This is a genomic window from Desulfofundulus luciae (assembly GCF_030813795.1).
GTDB classification, from domain to species: domain Bacteria; phylum Bacillota; class Desulfotomaculia; order Desulfotomaculales; family Desulfovirgulaceae; genus Desulfofundulus; species Desulfofundulus luciae.
Genome location: NZ_JAUSUX010000038.1, coordinates 1 through 16,140, shown reverse-complemented (window position 1 = coordinate 16,140; position 16,140 = coordinate 1). Strand labels below are relative to the sequence as shown.

Genomic DNA, 16,140 nt, shown 5'->3' with positions numbered 1-16,140 from the left:
GCAGTTGCAGATTATTCTGGTATCGGAAATAGTTGCAGATTGTTTAGTCTGCGAAAATGGGCAGGGGTTGGGCTAAATTAAAGTGAGAATTGACAGTTATGAATAAGTTGCCCAAAAGCAGGTCAGGCGCTTTGTATCTGGATTTTCAGGATGTTGCAAGGGCCATCACAGATGATGACTGGCAGTTTCAACAGTTCAGCCAGCTAAAGGCATATAAGGGGATGGGCGTGTCTTTATCCTTTGTTGATGAAGGTGTGCGTATAGATTACGCTTTAGCTTACGATCCGGAGAAAATGCCTGCAGGAAGCCAGGATACTGCCAGGAGTCCCGCCAGCCTGAAAAAAGCAAACGAAATAGTTCCCAACGATGCAATTGCCTACCTGGGGTTTTCCGAATTTAGGAAAAACATCGAAGATTTCTTAAGTGAAGTGAGAAGCCAGCCCGCCTTTGACGATTTTAATGAAGAACTTTACTATTTTGAAAGAGAGTCAGGCATCAGTTTGGAAAGCGATATTCTATCCTGGATGAAAGGAGAAGTCGCCTTTGGGATTTGTTCGGATAGAAACGGGCTCTTCGGTGCAAGAGATGTTCCCCTCGGGGTACTTGCGCTTTTCGCCGCCGGGGACCCTCAGGCAGTCGGGAGCAAGATGCGGAAGATAACAGGTTTACTGGCCAGAGAAGGGTTGAGAGTATATGACGGAACGTTAAACGGGCAGGAAATTCATTACCTTCTTGACCCCTATACAGGAGACTTTATAGGTGGTTACGGCATTCGGGACGGTTACCTGGTAATTGGAACTTCCAGGCAAATGCTCGAAAAGGCTATGGGCGCCGATAAAGAAGTCCTGGCCAGCAGCGCAGCGTTTAAAAAAGCCACCGCTAACCTGCCTTCACCTCAGGACAACCTTATTTATTTGGACGTGGAGAAAGGAGTAAAACTGGTCTCCGACACCCTTTTTGAATTTGACCGGGATGCATATCGTGAATTTAACCGGGATGTATATCCCTTTATAAAACCTGTGAAAAGCATCAGCCTGGCAAGTCAGGAAATGAAGAGCAAAGATAATTTTACTACGGGTGCTGCAATCATCAACATTGAGCGTTAGGTAATGTAAGAAAGGAACTGGCAGGGGTGATTACATTGAAGCACCTTAAAAAAAATAATGCTTTGCTGACAGCCACCCTGCTTCTCTTCTTTCTTATGGTTGCGGGCTGCAGCCAGACCGGCGCCGGGGTAAACAAGCAGCTGGAACTGGCGGTTAAATACCTGAGCGAAGGCAAATTTGAAGAAGCTGTTTTAGCCTACAATGAAGTGTTGAAAATAGACCCAAAGAACCTGCCTGCCTATAAAGGCCTTGGGAAAGCGTACACTCTCCAGGGTTACTATGAAGAAGCTAAAAGGGTATACGAGCAGGGGTTAAATGTTGTAGAGGACAAAGCACAGTTAAAGCTTGCCCTGGCGGGGCTGTACGTTGATGAAAACAGACCTGACCGGGCCATAGAAGTCTACAAGGAACTGATTAAGGCCGACCCGGGTTATCTACCTGCATACGAAGGCCTGGCCAGGTTGTTGCTGCACCAGGGCAAAACGGAAGAAGCCATAAACCTGCTTCTCGAATGCGCCTCGATAAACAGAGATAACGAGCGCAGTTACAGCCTCCTGGCGGAAGCTTATGTAAGAGTCGGAGATAAAGAAAAGGCCCTGGAAGCTTTGAGAAAATCTCTGGAGATAAGTTTAAATCAGCAGGCAGCCTACGAATTGATTGACAAACTGTTTAATGGCGACTGGCCGGCGGTAATTGCTTTCGGGGAGCAAACGCTGGCGGAAAATGAAAAAGTTGGCCGGATGCTGAAAATATACGGTTACTACAACTCCGGGCAGTACGAAAAGGCCATTGAGGAATTTGCTAATTTGGGGCAAGGCCCGCAGTTCTCCAAAACAGTGGTTTACGCCGCTCTTTCCCACCTTAAAAACAATGACCCCAAAGCGGCAGAACAGTTGATCGAGAGGATAAACCTTGCCAGTGAGAAAAATCCCTGCCTGTATGCTGATGTTGCCAGGTTCCACCTGGAAAATGGGAACCTGGAAAAAGCGCTTAAAATCGCCCTGGATGGCCTGGAGCTGGATGATACCTGCCTGGAAAACTACCGGGTTCTTTATGAACTGGCAACAAAGCGCAATGATCCGAAGATTAAATACTATCCTTACCTGGTCCTGACCAGGAGCACAGAGCCGGTCAGCTTTTTGAAAGAAAAATTAAGGGAGGAGGGGATACCGGTAAATTTTCCAAGTGGGGCCGTCGGGCAACAGCGGACAAAAGTTCCCGATGATTCCACCAGTGCCACCCCCGGCGCAGCCACCGGTGCCGCCCCCGGCTCGGCCGGCAGTGGCGTCCCCGGCGCGGCCGGCGATGTACTCCTTACCAGTACGGTTATAGTTCTGGATGTGTCAGACAGCATGAATGAAAATTGGCGGGACGGCGTAAAGATCGAATCTGCTAAAACGGCTGCCTCCCAAATGTTGGGGTTGATTGCCAGGGAAAGCGAGAAATTTGGGCCAAAGCATGAGGTAAGCGTGATTACCTTTGCTACAAGCGCCAGTTTGGAATTGGCGGCCACCCGGGAGATTGAGCAGGCCAGGGAAATAATCGAAAATTTAAGTGCTTCAGGCAACACCAACATTGGCGATGCACTGGCTTTAGCCAATGCTCAACTGGAAGAAACAGAGGCAAAAAAGAAGATGATTATCTTGCTTTCCGATGGAAAAACCAACACCGGGCTTTCCAGGGATGAAATTGTCGAAGGTCCTGTCAAACTTGCTCAGGAAGCAGGGTATTTGATTTTTACCATTGGTTTTGGCGATCCCGGCGATTTGGACGAGGATCTTTTGCAGCGGATTGCCCAAAGTACCGGGGGAAGCTACAGTTACGCCGAAGGAAACTTTGATCTTCAAAATGTCTATCTTAAGGTGCGGCATGAGGCCACCGGAAAAATTTTAGCCGCGTTTAAAGGGGAAATCAGTCAAGGGGAAACAAAGGAAGTCGGCAAGATTCAGGTTGCTCAAGGTTTGGGACAGTTGCATTCCACTCTTAATTGGGGCGGCAGTGCGCTGGATCTTACGCTGAAGGATCCGCGGGGTAAGATTGTGGATGAAAAATATCCCGGCGCCAGGATCTTTAATGAAAAACCGTTCTACATAATTGTAGAAAATCCTAGACCAGGAGAGTGGACGGCAATTGCCTATGGAAGGGAGGTGCCGGAAAAGAGGCTGGCCTACGATTTTATCGCCTCCGGCAGGGAAAGGGAGAAAAAAGCCCTGCCCTACCTGGGACTGATCATTTTCATGGGAGGGATGTCCGTTGTAGTTGGAATAGCGGTATTCATCTTTAGAAAGGTTTTTATGGGGTGTTGCCCCGGTTGTGGCTTGAAGCTCGAATCGGACTACCGGCATTGCCCATACTGTGGTCATAAGGTTAAGAAGTAAGTTAAGGAGGAATATATCGAAATGAACAAGAAAGAAGTTAACAGGGTTGAAGTTTTAAATCTAATGCGGAGATTAGTTGGCTTTTTTATTACTTTAATAATTTTAATCATAATTAAAGCTATTGTTGTTAAACTTCCTTCAATGGATGCTACTGTATTTGAACACATTTCTATTGCCGGTATTGCTTCCGCGATCATATCAATTATAATCATCGGGATGGTTTTAGTGTTCGGGCAGGATATCGCTGTTCGGACGGCAAGAATTCTTCCAGCTTATCCTGAAGCAACTCAATTATTAAATACCCTGTTCATACTTATTGCAATTATCATTGCCTATAGCGCTTTTGACGGGTTGTTAGTGCCTTTTTTAGCTAAAATCGAACTGACCTGGCTTTACCCGGTCCTTTTCCTTTTAATAGCCATCCTGCCTGTCTACAGGATAACAGCCCTGCTTTTTACGAGCTCGGGGAAAATTGCGGACCTGTTCATGGGGGAAAGGCAAGCCGCAGCAGCAGGTGATACTGTTGTATGTTCCAGCTGCGGCAACCGGGTGCCGGATGCGAAGTTCTGCAGTCACTGCGGAAAAGAGCTGGTCCGGCAGGAAGTTAGCCCTATCACCTGCCGCCAATGCGGCGCCAAACTCAATCCCGGGACAAAATTTTGCGTTAATTGCGGTGCTGCTGTTGCACCTGAAGATGCTGCCTTGAGAATTTGCCCCGCCTGCAATTCTTCTGTCGAACCAGGAGATGAATTCTGTTCCAATTGCGGGACCAGGATAAGTTAAACCTGGAAAGCGAGTGGTCATTACCTGGATGATGTGCCCGTGGGCAAAACAAGTAGAACTTTAAAGAAACTGGTTGATCGTAAAATATAACTGGCCGGCCCCGGGCACGTTTATCCAGCTTTTAACAGGTATTAACGAAACATTAAAACGGGAGGGTTGAAAAATGGCTTATTGCCCGGAATGCGGCGCAAAAAACGAGGACGGCGCAAAGTTTTGCGGAAGCTGCGGAAAGGCTTTGGATGCCCTGCCGGCTGCCGCTCTGCCGGGAAGAAAGGGTTTCCCCTTTGCGGTGGTCATTGCCCTGGTGCTGGTAGTGGCGGTGGCTGTTGTTGCCTTCGCTGTTTGGCAGGGCCGGAAAAATAACCCTGAGGCACTGGCAAAATCACTGGTGGCCAGCGTTAAGGAGAATAATCCGGAAAAAGCTGCAAAATTATGCGCAAATGACAGCGAGTTTATCACGGAGGCAATCAACGCCGGGTTAACCATGGCCGAGGATACAACGTTTGCTTATAAGGTGGTGGAACACGATAAACAAAAAGTTGATGTGGAACTGGTAACAGAGGATGGCGACTGCATCTGTACTATTGGATTGGAGAAAAACAACGGGAAGTGGGCGGCTGCCTGGGCGGACGCCAGTGCGGCAATGTTTCAAGGCAATCCGCACCGTACCGGCGTTTTTTCTTCCAGGGGGATCGAGCAACCTCCCAAGGTGAAGTGGCGGTTTAAAACAGAAGGCGGGGTGGTTTCTTTACCGGTCATATCCGGTGATACGGTTTACTTCGGCACTGGAGACGGCTGCCGCCTTATTGCCCTGGACAGCAAAACCGGCCAGGAAAAGTGGCGGTTTAAAGCAGAAGGCAGTGTGGAAGCCTCCCCGGCCATAGCCGGCGGCACGGTCTACTTCGGTTGTGCTGACGGCTACTTCTATGCCCTGGACAGTAAAACTGGCCAGGAAAAGTGGCGGTTTAAAACGGGAGACAGCGCGCTTTACCCCCTGGCTATAGCTGGTGGCACGATCTACGCCGTGAGTGAAGACGGCTACCTCTATGCCCTCCAGTAGAAGGCATATTATCTGGATCATAATGCTTATCTTAAAAAATGGCCCGAAAATTTTTCGCCAGGGGAATATTTAAAAAGGGAGGATTGCTTGGTGATCCTTTGCCCGGAATGCAAAAAAGAAGTAGACAAATCCAAAGCCAGGTTTTGTCCTCACTGTGGCGCCTCTCTATTATCAGCTGGCGCTAAAGCATGTCCAAACTGCGGAGCACTTGCCGGACAGGGAGCCAGGTTTTGCGGAAAATGCGGTTTTTCCTTAGAGGCTTATTCGGATAATGAGACTTATCTGGGTGAAGATTCTTTCGCTGCTCCAGAGGAAACTGTTACAATGGAGCCTGTTGAAGTTACCTGCCCCTATTGCGGGACCTTGATGCAAGCAGGGAAAAAATTTTGCCGTAAATGTGGCCGCCAAATGGGTGAGCCTGGCGATACTTCTACCCTTTCATATTTAGAAGAGATCCCCAAAATAGTCAGGCCTGTCGAACTATCGCCAAAACCTTCCGCTCGGCGAAGAATAATTTTATGGCTGATCCCACTATTTGTAATCGTTACTGTCATTAGTGCCGCCGCTTATGCTTACCTGCAGGGTTATGTGCTCGATAAGCAACCTCCCGAGGTGAGTATATCTGCCCCTGCCTGGAACAAAGTGCTGACCCTGAGTTCCTCCGGTGAACCTGTCCAGGAATTAATTGAAATCAAGGCCAGGGATAATCGCGTAATCAAGAAAATTGACCTTTTAATCAATGGGGTTCCAACTAAGGCTACGGAAAACTCCAATACCCTGATTTATCAATGGGAAACGAGTAAGGAGGGAAAATACACCTTTTGTGCAGTGGCCCGGGACCGCTGCGGTAATACAGGCAAGTCATTGCCGATAATGATTGAGGTTAAGTCAGAGACTGAGCTGCCGGAAATAGGGTTAAATGATGACCTTGATAAGAAAAAACAGGAAATAAGTGACATTGTATATAATTGGGTCAACACTATCAGGGAAAAAAACCTTATTAGACACATGGATTTCTATGCTGATGTTTTGGAATTGTATTATACGTCGCCTAACTTATCAAAGGTCGATGTTTACAAGGACAAGGAAGAAACAATGGCTAAATTTGATGTAATTGATATGAGTATTTCTGATCTGCAAATAAATATAGAAAATAACGGCATTGCTTATGCTGTATTTAACAAAAAATGGGATGCAAAAGGAAGAGAAACATTTTCAGGGGAAGTGCTACAGCAGCTTAAATTGAAAAATATAAATGGCAAGTGGCAAATTGTTGGTGAAGAAGAATTAAAGATTTACTGGGTAATCCGAAACGGTAAAAAAATAGTTTGAAAGGGGGTGGGTCTACAGGCTGAGAATATAGCTAATCCGGGGGGGGGTGACTGCTAAATAATCAGTGCGATTCTAGAGTTTATACCTATTATTTTCTTTTTCCCTGTAGCGTCAGTCACCTAAGGTGCAACAAGGAGGAGTGTACTTCCCCTATGCCATGTAAAAGCATTAAGCTGGGAAAACCCTGAGCTGTAAACATTGCCAAAGGGCAATTTTGAGACTTTTTTAAATGGCTGTAAACATTACAGCTATAAGGCTTAGCAGCTCTCAAGTTAGGTAAATTTTATTTTATACGAGGAGGATAAGAAATGTTCTATTGCCCTGAATGCGGTACAAAAATAGAATCAGGAACCAAATTTTGTGGAAATTGTGGAAAACCTCTGAACTTAAGTCAGGTCAGTAAATCCCAAAGACAAAAATTAACTGAATCCCATGTAAAAATAATTGTTGCTTCTGTGTTGGTGTTGATAATTGGGATAGCTTTGTATTTATCACTGGGGAAAGGCGGTTTCCTGTTGACTTCATCTCCTGAGACTGTGGCAAAAGCTTTTGTCGAAGGTGTTATTAAGGGAGATAAAAGCGTTACAAGGTTATGTGCCGGTGATGATGTTGCTCAAGCATGGAACAGTGGTGTAATGGTACTTGGACTTAGCATGACCAAGGACAGAAATTTTAATTATAAAGTTATCAGGAGAACTAATAAGGAAGCTATGGTGGAAGTATCAGGTGCGAGTGGTCATCTTTGCACGATTGAACTTATAAACATTAATGGCAAGTGGCTGGTTGCATATGTTTATTAGTTTACCTAAAGCTATATTTCTTGGCAGTATTGAAGTTGTAGAAAATAGTTCTGATGGTTTAATTACTTTTAACTTTCTTTGCCCAGGCTTTTTATACTGCCTTAATAATCATTAGCAATCAGGAGTGATTTTATTGAACAAGCTTAGAAAATTTCCTTTTATGGCTACCTTAATCATAATTATTGCCGCGCTTTTCACAGGCTGCGGCCAGAGTGGAGCCAATGCTAAAATAAGCAAGCAACTTGAATTGGCTGTAAAATACCTTAGCGAAAATAAATTTGAGGAAGCTGTCCTGGCTTACCAGGAAGTAATAAAAATCGACCGGAAAAACGTCCTCGCCTACAAAGGCATGAGCATTGCCTACTCGATGCAGGGGAAAATGGACCAGGCGGAACAGGCCCTGCAGAACGGCTTAAAACAAGTTCCTGACGCTAAGCCGTTAAAACTGGCTCTAGCTGGTTTGATGATTGATTTGAATAAAAAAGACCAGGCGGAAGCCATATATAAGGAGATAATTTCCTTGGACGCAAAGTATCTTCCTGCATACCAGGCTTATGCCAAACTTCTAATTATTATGAACAGGCAAAATGAAGCAGTGGCCTTACTAGAGAGAGCAGTATTGTCAAATGCTGAACAATACAAAAGCCAGGCTCTGTTGGCGGAAATGTATTTGAAAAGCGGGTATAGTCAAAAAGCACTGGAAGCTATAAACAAGTCACTGACTATAGAGCCTAATCAGTCAGTATCCTATAAACTGCTGGTAGAGATCTACTCCAACCGCTGGACGGAGTTTGTGGCCCTCGGTGATCAGTTCGTACAACAAGGACTGTACATTCCGGGTCAAATTATAAAAATTTATGGATTATATAAGATGGGCAAATTTGATGAAATCATTGAACAATACGAGAAATTGGCAAACGATGTAAAAGCCAGTCCCAAAGTTAGACTGATTGCAGCCCAGGCTTACTTGAAAGTTGGTAACAAAGAAAAGGGGTTTAACGCTCTAAAAGATTTAAAAATTGAAGATATAAAAGACGCCGCCTTACTTGCTGAGATAGCAAGCTACTACCTTGAGGCAGGTGATAAAGATACTGCTCGCAGATTGGCTATCCAGGGTATTAGTCTTGATGAAACGGTCATAGAGAACTATGTTGTTCTTTACAGGAGCTATTTAGAGGAAGATGAATCACAAGCCGATATCTGGTTGACAAAATATTTACTGAACAGCATTCTGAGTTTAGAGGATGCAAAAAAAGAAATTGGTTGCTATTTTGTTTAGGATTTCTTTATTTAACTATTGATGAAGAATTTGAGATACATGAAATGGTGCGCGATGTTTTTTCTTGTGCCACATAATATAAAAATGCCATTATTTTTTTGGACGAGAGATGGAGATTTTGTCCTATTAATTATTTTAATTTTAGGTCTCTTATTTAGCATAAAATTAATTCGCTTGTTTAGTGAAAGAAGGTCGGCTTACTGCTGGTTTGTAGGAGGGCTTTGTTTTGCAATAATAGCAATTCTTATGGACTCATTTAATTATGAAGGGTTTGGTATTGATATTCAACTAATAGAGCAATTCATAGAAGAATTATTTGAGGTTTCTGGAATGCTTTCTATTTTCAGTGCTGTGTTTCTAATGTTCAATTTTTATTTGCAAAATTTCTTGAGTGCAAGGGACTGACTATAGCTAGCGGAAAGCTTCTGCTGATACTAGGTGTATATTTTAGTAAGTTTGGGCAAAATATCTATAAAAAATGAGGAAAGGAGAGAATATGGTAATATGTGGTATCCAAGGCAAGGACAAATCATAAAAGCTCTTTTAGTTGAGTTATACAAAGCTGGGGGAGTAGCAAAACCTAAAGAAATATATGGAAAAGTTGCTACCCATTTTCCTGAATTGAGTGAGGCGGCTCTGTATTATAAAGTTTATGGTTCTACATATAAGTGGCAAAATCGCGTAAGATGTGCAAAGCAAGATCTGGTTCAAAAAGGAGCTATTGATAATTCAATTAAGGGTGTATGGATCCTCACAAGTGAGGGTCAGAAGAAAGCCCTCGAGCTGCTTCATATGAGAAAGGCCACATAACTATAAAGTATAAAAATAAAATATTGGTTATATGACCACCTTTCCATATAATTGTAATTTATGAAAATGTTAGAAGCACAATATTTTACATTCTTTTACTAAACAGCGACATCCATTGAGTAGTCACTGACAGGTTGAGGTTCCTAGTACCATTGAGTAGGCTTGTGTAAATTTCAGCGGCTTTTTCAATGTCTGGCAAAAATCTAAAGCTTGAGGTAGCAACATAATGCGGTTCTATTTCAAAGGAAATCCATCTTCGACCTAACTCTTCCGCTGCCTGACCAGTAGTATTAGAACCAGCAAAGAAGTCCAAGACAAGATCTCCAGGTTCAGTTAAAAACTTTATAAAAAACTCTGGTAACCCTTTAGGAAAGCGTGCAGGGTGCCCTTTTATATTAAGGAGTTTACAGCATCTTAGATATTTAGAATTGCTTTCAGTATTTGGTATTTGAAGTAAATTTGATGGTATAGCTCCGCCATTATCTATTCCAAAAGCTAAAGAAATATCATGTCCGGAAGGGCGTTCTTTAGGGCTATAATATTTGTTTTGATCTTTAAGTAGTTTTTTCATCCTCTCTGAGTATGGAACTAAAACATTGGTTACGTTTGCTTTGGGGTATTCGGTTTTTGAAAACCACCATACAGTATTTACAGCATCTTTTACTCGAATCTTCCGCTTATTTACCCATTCAATTGGTGAGGGTAACTTAGATGGATTAAACCAAAAGAATTCTTCGGCTAAATAGTAGCCAATTTCCTCGCAAAGTTTTATCATCACTTTGTAATTATATAAAGATCTGACAGGTAGCCCCTTCTTGTAGGCTCCTCCTAAATCCAATACAAAGCTACCATCATTTGCGAGTTTTGGTTTGAGCTTAAGGGCAAACTCAGCCAACCAGTCGACATATTCGTCTTGGTCCTTATTACCATAGTCTTTTTTTCGTAGTAGAGCGAAGGGGGGTGAAGTAATGGCCAAATTTACAGATCCATCATCTAATATATCAAATAGTTCCATGGCGTCCCCACAATACATCTCACCAAAATCAGTTGTATAAGCTGGAAGATGGTTCATAATAGATCAAAACTCCTTTCGTAAAGCTAGCAGCCTACCTAGAAGCTAGAGAAACCATATCTAGATGGAAACCAATTTATACCAATTGTTCATGTGCAGCAATGATTCCTTGTAACGAATCAGGGAACCAGGTTTAGTTGAAAGACCATATTACCTTCTCTTTATTTCCAAACAGCTTAATATTGTAAGCAAGGCACAAAAACAGCTACCCCTGCGAAACAATTCCCGTCCGCGGAGCAGTCACTGGGATTCTGTCTTTATACACAGGTTGTGGTTTTTAAGACATTCACTAAAAAGTAGCCGGCATCGGCTGAAAGCTCTTTGGGATAAAGACATATATTACCCGCTAATAAGAAGTCAAATGTTACTCATAGTCTGTAGACTTATTATATACACGTAGATATATTCTTGTCAAGTGATACAATTTTACGTTTTACTTCCGCATCCACTAACTAAAAAGATCATGTTAATATATGGAATTGAACTTAAAGAAATATTTGAATGAGATGGTTAAGCCAGTTGGCGCGTCTCGCTTCGTACCACGGTGGAGACCGAGGTTGTTAATCACGCTCGGGTTACCGTATTTTCTATAAACCCAAAACACCTAAAATTGTGATGGATAACACTAATTCAACATTGAGGTTTTGAAGATGTAAGGATGGAAGTGTAATTATGACCGATGATATTAAAGTTGCTGTTGGCATGCGAATTAAAGAAATTCGGTTAGCATTGGGTATGTCGCAGGAAGAGCTTGCCTTCAAAAGTGGTCTCCATCGAACTTATATAAGTTCAATTGAAAGAGGTGAACGAAATATATCCATAATCAATATACAAAAGATCTCACGAGCTCTTGGGGTTAGACCAAAAGATTTATTGCCATAGCATAAAGTGTATGCAAGTAAAGGAATGTGGTTTATATGTCCTTCAAGTCCGATTATAGCTTTTTAGAGAAAGTAACTATGGGATCTGTTGGAACGCAAAGGGTAATTGAGTTTCTAACTAATCGTGGACATAAAATTATTGAACTTGAACGGTATTCAACACGCAACAAAATCTGGACAACTAAGGTTAAACGTCTTAGGATTCCAGACTTGCTATGCTTAAGGTGCGGACAGAGAGTTGAGTCTCGAGCTAAGTCAAAGTTAGCTATTACTATGTCTGATTCGCCGTCCAAACCCGATAGGCAGTGGGATTTCGCTTTAAGAGATAACGATTTGGTAGCATTTGTTTACTGTTATAAAAATGCAGATGATGAATGGGTAGCTTCTGATATTGTTAACCTATATACAATTGGAGATCTAAGAGGAGCAATAAATAAATCTGTTTTAGGAAAACCTAAAAGTGCAGATGAAGGAGCTGAGAGAGATCGCACTTGGCCGTCTAGCATTCCATCTTTTGATGCAAAAGTTATTGATGCAGGGCAACATATGGTTCGATGTATGAAAGCTAATGGACGTCGCTATACCTATAAAATTCGTAAGAATTATTATGTACATGTTAAAACCGGTGATTTAATAAAAGCAAATGCTTCTATAATTGCTTCGGTAATCCCTTTAAAACAGGAAGGATATTGCCCCGCAAGAGATTGCAGGTACAATTTTCTCTCGGATTTAAGCTCTGACAATCGTGAAACTGTTTATTGCGCTGTTAAGGCGCTAGGTTTTTTGATAGAGGACTCTAAAGAATCGATTCCTTTGCTAATTGACATAGCACACAGTTATCCAGACGAGTTAATAAGACTTGAAGCTGCTGGTTCCTTAGCGCGCCTTAATTGTTCTTCTGGATGGAAAATATTACAGGAATTGATTAACCAACATAATAATCTTTCCTTACAAATGGAAGCCGTTTTGTTACTTGGTGAACTTAATGATCCTAGGGCAAAAAGGTTGTTATTTTCCATAGCTGATAACAAAGGTTGCTCTGGTGAGCTACGGGCTGCAGCAATTTGGGGCTTGGCGTACCAGTATAGAGACATAATAGATCGTTTGATTACTTACATTGATGATGAAGTATTAGATGTTGCTTTGCACGCAATAATTGCATGTTCTAGGCTAACAAACAATGACAATCTCGAAGTGATATTGAATGCGATCGGGACAAATATTCGAAGGTCTGCCGCAATAATAACTATTTTAATGCTTCATGGGGTTAGTTATATTTCTCAGATTATAGAGTTTGTGTTCAAAAAGGCAAATAGTGAGCAACGAAAGTGGTTAATATACTTAATGGGTTTACTGGGACCGGATCCCTGCTTTAGCCTACTTGAAAAATATGGTAAGGAGGGCAGAGAAATAATTAATAGTTTAACCATGTTTTGGGACCTTCACTACAATAATTGGACTATAAAACCAGACATTTCGGAAAAAATAAGGTTTCTTTTAAAACAAAATTAAAAAATTCGTTCCTTCAAGTACTTGGCTTTTTAGCACACTTGTTCATGGAAATCAACGGGTGGGTTCCCCTGGCAAACAGCGTTGAAAAATTAAGGTATCCCGGTCACCGGGGCTTTTCTTTTTGACGGCAGGAAAATATGCCTCCCCTGGGGAAACTGAAAACAAAAACGGGGGAGATAGGATGAGTGATGAGCATGTCACCCTGTCCGAGGAGTTAAAAGAGTGGCTTTTAAATGATCCTTTCCCCAGGTTGCTGGGGGTAGAAATAGTGGAGCTTAAGCCCGGTTATTCCCGGGTCAGGCTGAAGGTGACGGAGCAGATGACCAATATCCACGGCATTACCCACGGCGGGGTCATTTTTACCGTGGCCGATGTGGCCTTTGGTACCGCCAGTAATTCCCGGGGCGTGCCCGCCGTGGGTATAAATATGAACATCAGCTATTTAAAGAAAAGTGCTCCCGGGGATGAACTGGTGGCCACCGCCCGGGAGGAAAATTTAACCCGCCATACGGGGCTGTACCGGATCACCGTGGAGAACCAGCGGGGGGAACTGGTGGCCGTGGCTTCGGGCCTGGTCTACCGGCGGAGCCGGCAAAAGGAAACCTGAACTCCGGTCCGCAGGATCTATTCTTCTTTGTATTTGGACCTGTTATTGGCCGGACTAAGAAACGGGAGCAGTACAGCCGGGATAAACAGGGAAGCCCTGGGCCATTCACCCAGGGCTTTTACTTACTACTTATTCTTCCTCTCCGGGGTCAGGTTGTTTGGCTCAACTTTGACAGTAAAAGCCGGTTTTAGGCTCCATCAACTCTTAAAAACCCAGTAAAATCAAGGATGTATATTGGGAATATCAAAAAATGTTGTGCCACGTATACCATTTGCTGTCTTTGAATATCCAATATTGCCATGTTATAATGATTATGCTATGTTTGTCAGGACAAAAACCTTCGCCAATAAAGATGGCACTAAAAGGACGTACTTGCAAATAGTTGAAGGTGTTCGCGAAAACGGTAAAGTACGCCAGAGAGTTGTTGCTAACCTGGGCCGCATTGAAGATGCCCAGTCGGGTAGCCTCGACCGTTTAATTGAAAGCCTGGCTAAATTCTCCAAAAAGAGGTGGGTTCAAGCTGAAGCCGCCAGGCTCATGGTTTTAGAGGCAAAAGAATGGGGTACCGAGCTGATCTTCCGGCACCTGTGGGAAAAGCTGGGGCTGGCTGCCATTATCAAAAACCTTCTTGATAAAACAGAAATAACCAGCCCTCTTGATGAAGCCATATACGCCATGGTCCTAAACCGTATCAGTGACCCATTGTCCAAGCGGGCGGTCAACGAATGGGTCAACGAGATCTACCGGCCCGCCTTTAAGGAACTGGAGTTACACCATTTTTACCGGGCACTGGATTTTCTCATCTTACATAAGGAAACCATTGAACTGGAGTTATTTGAGCAAACGAAAAATCTATTTAACCTGGAACTGGATCTGGTTTTCTGGGACACCACCTCCACCTACTTCACTGGAAATGGTCCCGAAGGTCTGGCGGAATACGGGTATTCCAAAGACCACCGCTCCGACCGGGTGCAGATTATTGTGGGTGTGCTTATGACCCGGGAAGGAATACCGGTGGCTCACCAGGTTTTTCCCGGTAATACTGCCGACATCGAGACCTTCAAGAAGGCCATCCATGATACCCGAACACGGTTTCTACTCCGGCGGGTAATCTTCGTAGCCGACCGGGGAATGGTTAGCCCAACACTTCTGGATGAGCTGGATAAAGAACATATCGAATATATCGTCGGCGTAAAAATGCGCCGGATGCAGGCGGTTGCGGAAGTGTTGAAAACGGGCGGCCGTTATAAAGAAGTAGCCGAGAACTTGAAAGTAAAAGAAGTCTGGCATGATGCCAATCGTTACATTATCTGCTATAACCCAATGGAGGCTGAACACGACCGAAAAGCCCGGGAAGAGATTGTCAAGAAATTGGAAAAACAGCTCAACGAAAAAGGTCTTAAATCAATGCTGTCAAACAGTGGCTACAGCAGGTTTCTGAAAATATCAGGCGCCAATGTTGCCGTGGATCAGAAGGCTCTGGAAGAAGATGCCCGTTATGACGGGAAGTATGTTCTCAGGACCAACTCCCAGCTGGACACCGCAGAGGCAGCCCTGGCATACAAAGAACTCTGGCGGGTGGAAAGGGCCTTCCGGGAATTAAAATCCACCCTTGATTTAAGGCCAATCTACCACTGGAAAGACCGCAGGGTAAGGGCACATGTCATGGTTTGTTTTCTGGCGCTGGTGTTGGAATCGGCTTTTTACCGGTATCTAAAGCTGGCCGGCAGCCAGGTTGAATACTTGTATCTCATGAGAGATTTAAAAAATCTAAAAGCCGTCGAGTTAACCCTGGAAGGCATAAGATACTTGTGCCGAACTGAATTACCAGGAAATGCTTTTCAAGCTTTTAAAGCATTGGGAATAGGAGTTCCAAATCATGTGATAATCATTAATTAGCAAATCTACCACAATAAGGGAAAATGTTGTGGCACGCCAACTCGTTATGTCCCGGAAGCCTTGATTTTCCGGGGTTTTGTTGGGATTGGGTGTTAAAGTTCAGATAACCGGTATAGCCCGTAAGGCTAAATTTTGACCCCTTTCAGCCTTAAATGAAACTTGACAGCTTCCCGGTCGGGGAAATGTTCAGCAATGATGTTCAGATACTCCGCCACCAGCGTCGGCCCCCGTTTGACCACCCGGGCCATCAATTCCAGCGGGAGGCCGTAAGAGTGCAAAATTAAAACCCGCTCAAAGTCGTCGATGTACCTGTCCACCGCCTCCGGGCTGTGCCGGGTGATCCGGGCAATGTCATGGCTGAAATACCCTTTCAGGTAGAAGCCGATAATGATATCCTTGTGGGTCATGGCGCTGCCGGCATCCAGTATCGTTCCCGGGGTGGGTAAAACCATCTGGTGATCCACCATGAACTGCCGCAAAAGCCGCGAAAAAGTCTGGCATGAGCGTAAGAACAGCTGCTGCAGATCCACCAGGGCCAGCAAACCGCCCTGCAGGTAGGCCTCAGTAAGCACCCGGGCCATCTGGGCCTGCTGAATGGCTTCCAGTTCGCTTAAGGACTTG

General features: G+C 43.9%; 15 protein-coding genes. 13 read left to right on the top strand and 2 right to left on the bottom strand.

Features of this window, described 5'->3' with window-relative positions:
• Positions 1-98 precede the first annotated feature (98 nt).
• The 9 genes from J2Z49_RS13985 to J2Z49_RS13945 all read left to right on the top strand — a co-directional run bounded on the left by J2Z49_RS13985 (position 99) and on the right by J2Z49_RS13945 (position 9,548).
• Positions 99-1,106, top strand: coding sequence for a DUF3352 domain-containing protein (locus J2Z49_RS13985; RefSeq protein ID WP_307403696.1), 1,008 nt, complete (start codon positions 99-101; stop codon positions 1,104-1,106).
• Between the two features lie 35 nt (positions 1,107-1,141).
• Positions 1,142-3,484: a tetratricopeptide repeat protein gene (locus J2Z49_RS13980; RefSeq protein ID WP_307403694.1), complete on the top strand. Its 2,343-nt coding sequence runs from the start codon at positions 1,142-1,144 to the stop codon at positions 3,482-3,484.
• A gap of 21 nt (positions 3,485-3,505) precedes the next feature.
• Positions 3,506-4,267, top strand: coding sequence for a zinc ribbon domain-containing protein (locus J2Z49_RS13975; RefSeq protein ID WP_307403692.1), 762 nt, complete (start codon positions 3,506-3,508; stop codon positions 4,265-4,267).
• A 163-nt stretch (positions 4,268-4,430) separates the two neighbouring features.
• Positions 4,431-5,327, top strand: coding sequence for an outer membrane protein assembly factor BamB family protein (locus J2Z49_RS13970; protein ID WP_307403690.1), 897 nt, complete (start codon positions 4,431-4,433; stop codon positions 5,325-5,327).
• Between the two features lie 90 nt (positions 5,328-5,417).
• Positions 5,418-6,659, top strand: coding sequence for a zinc ribbon domain-containing protein (locus J2Z49_RS13965; protein ID WP_307403688.1), 1,242 nt, complete (start codon positions 5,418-5,420; stop codon positions 6,657-6,659).
• Between the two features lie 308 nt (positions 6,660-6,967).
• Positions 6,968-7,459, top strand: coding sequence for a zinc-ribbon domain-containing protein (locus J2Z49_RS13960; protein WP_307403686.1), 492 nt, complete (start codon positions 6,968-6,970; stop codon positions 7,457-7,459).
• A 133-nt stretch (positions 7,460-7,592) separates the two neighbouring features.
• Positions 7,593-8,738 carry a tetratricopeptide repeat protein gene (locus J2Z49_RS13955; protein ID WP_307403684.1) on the top strand — a complete coding sequence of 382 codons (1,146 nt, stop codon included), beginning with the start codon at positions 7,593-7,595 and terminating at the stop codon, positions 8,736-8,738.
• Positions 8,739-8,792: 54 nt separating this feature from the next.
• Positions 8,793-9,143 (top strand): hypothetical protein, encoded by a 351-nt coding sequence (locus J2Z49_RS13950; RefSeq protein WP_307403681.1) that lies wholly within the window; start codon positions 8,793-8,795, stop codon positions 9,141-9,143.
• A 33-nt stretch (positions 9,144-9,176) separates the two neighbouring features.
• Complete coding sequence (locus J2Z49_RS13945; protein ID WP_307403680.1) at positions 9,177-9,548, top strand: winged helix-turn-helix domain-containing protein; 372 nt, start codon at positions 9,177-9,179, stop codon at positions 9,546-9,548.
• A gap of 85 nt (positions 9,549-9,633) precedes the next feature.
• Here the strand turns inward: J2Z49_RS13945 and J2Z49_RS13940 are convergent, their stop codons facing one another.
• Positions 9,634-10,620, bottom strand: coding sequence for a DNA-methyltransferase (locus J2Z49_RS13940; protein WP_307403678.1), 987 nt, complete (start codon positions 10,618-10,620; stop codon positions 9,634-9,636).
• A gap of 672 nt (positions 10,621-11,292) precedes the next feature.
• On the opposite strand from J2Z49_RS13940, the gene J2Z49_RS13935 reads away from it, so the two are divergent.
• From J2Z49_RS13935 to J2Z49_RS13920, 4 genes are all read left to right on the top strand, one after another.
• A complete protein-coding gene (locus tag J2Z49_RS13935; RefSeq protein WP_307403676.1) occupies positions 11,293-11,502 on the top strand; it encodes a helix-turn-helix domain-containing protein in 210 nt (69 codons plus the stop codon).
• A gap of 332 nt (positions 11,503-11,834) precedes the next feature.
• Positions 11,835-13,013, top strand: coding sequence for a HEAT repeat domain-containing protein (locus J2Z49_RS13930; protein ID WP_307403674.1), 1,179 nt, complete (start codon positions 11,835-11,837; stop codon positions 13,011-13,013).
• Between the two features lie 181 nt (positions 13,014-13,194).
• A complete protein-coding gene (gene paaI / locus J2Z49_RS13925; RefSeq protein WP_307403672.1) occupies positions 13,195-13,620 on the top strand; it encodes a hydroxyphenylacetyl-CoA thioesterase PaaI in 426 nt (141 codons plus the stop codon).
• Positions 13,621-13,938: 318 nt separating this feature from the next.
• Positions 13,939-15,519: an IS1634 family transposase gene (locus tag J2Z49_RS13920; RefSeq protein WP_456151692.1), complete on the top strand. Its 1,581-nt coding sequence runs from the start codon at positions 13,939-13,941 to the stop codon at positions 15,517-15,519.
• A gap of 125 nt (positions 15,520-15,644) precedes the next feature.
• Here the strand turns inward: J2Z49_RS13920 and J2Z49_RS13915 are convergent.
• Positions 15,645-16,140, bottom strand: a 496-nt coding sequence (locus tag J2Z49_RS13915; RefSeq protein ID WP_307403668.1) for a DUF1670 domain-containing protein, incomplete at its 5' end; no start/stop codon positions are given.